General features: G+C 31.2%; 1 protein-coding gene and 1 pseudogene. Both read left to right on the forward strand.

The genetic code is table 11. From position 1 onward, the window contains the following. Positions 1-234 (forward strand): annotated as a pseudogene (locus tag JCM10991_RS15475) (recombinase family protein); the annotation flags it as partial. Beyond that, on the forward strand, positions 224-1,360 hold the full coding sequence (locus tag JCM10991_RS11640) for an RNA-guided endonuclease InsQ/TnpB family protein (protein WP_035189074.1): 1,137 nt from the start codon (positions 224-226) through the stop codon (positions 1,358-1,360). The pseudogene JCM10991_RS15475 and the gene JCM10991_RS11640, both read left to right, overlap by 11 nt. Positions 1,361-1,556 lie beyond the last annotated feature (196 nt).

The raw sequence follows: 1,556 nt of genomic DNA on the forward strand, positions 1-1,556 counted from the left end.
AAAGATAGATTTATTCGTTTTGGTTATGAATGGTTTGAGCGTTTATGTAAAATGCACAATACAAACATTATTGTACTAAATAATGTCGACACAAGCCCTACACAAGAAATGATTGATGATATGGTAAGTATTGTACATGTATTTTCTTGTCGTTTATATGGTTTGCGAAAGTATAAAAGCAAGTTGAAAAATGATAAATCTTTGAAAGGTGGTGAAGATAATAATGGTAGTTAAGACACAAAAGGTTAGATTATATCCTAACGCTCAAATGCAACAAGTTTTAGATGAACTGTGTGATTATCGTAGGTATTGTTGGAATAAAGGCTTAGCACTATGGCAAGATTTGTATGAACAAGCTTTGATTTTAGATGATAAGAAATTAAAACCAAACGAATATACAGTCCGAAATGAACTGGTGGCTAATAAAGAAGATTGGCAATATCAGTTATCAGCAAGAACCTTACAGCTAGTGGTTTCTGATTTAGCTAAGAGTTGGAAAAACTTTTTTGATAAAGCTCAAGTTGATTGGGGTAAACCAAAATTCAAATCAAAGAAAGCTCCAAGACAAGTCTTTAAAACTGATAGAGCTAAAATTGTAAATGGTAAATTAAGATTAGACAAACCACGAGAAACTAAACACGTTTGGTCTGATATTAAGATTAAAGGTGCTAAATCGTTAGAAGGCGATTTAAAAGTGGTCACGATTTACCGAGAACGTGGGCATTATTATGCTAGTTTACCTTTTGAAATTACAATTAAGCATAAAAAGAAGACTAAATCTAAAACGGCAGTTGACGTAAATGTGGGTCACTTTAATTATACTGATGGAATAATTAATACCCTACCGAAGCAATTAAGTCGTAGGTATCAAAAAATTAAACATTATCAAAGAATGTTGAGTAAAAAAGTTCAAGGTAGCAATAATTACGTTAAAACGAGAACCAAGTTGCAACGTGAATATGCTAAAGTAACTAATATTCAACATGATTTAATTCAAAAGTTTACCACAAACTTAGTTAATAACTTTGATACCATTGTAATTGAAGACTTGGATGTTAAAGGTATGCAAATGAGCCATGTTGCCTCTAAAGGTTTGCAACGCTCAATATTTGGCTATTTCAGACAGGTTTTAATGTATAAATGCGAATGGTATGGTAAAGAACTAATTTTAGCTGATAAATACTATCCAAGTACTCAAAGGTGTAGTGAATGTGGTTTTGTAAAAACAAAAGAAGATAAAATCACTTTACAAGGAAATCGCAAGCATAACACCAAACATAATGAATATGTATGTTATAACTGTGGTGCGATTATGGATAGAGATGTAAACGCGGTTATGAATTTACTGGCTTTAGCATAAAAAATATTTTTAGGGTGGGCTATACCCTCTAGGGCTATCAGAGTTAGTCAATGTCATTACCCTTTTAATTAGGATATGGGAATACTAATGTTGACGGTAGTAAATAAAATTAAGAAAGGAAAAACTATATGTTCTTTCTAATAATATAGAATAAGATACTTTTCATTCTATATTATTCTACATTTTATATAGCAGG

It is taken from the genome of Ligilactobacillus equi DSM 15833 = JCM 10991, assembly GCF_000615765.1.
GTDB lineage: Bacteria > Bacillota > Bacilli > Lactobacillales > Lactobacillaceae > Ligilactobacillus > Ligilactobacillus equi.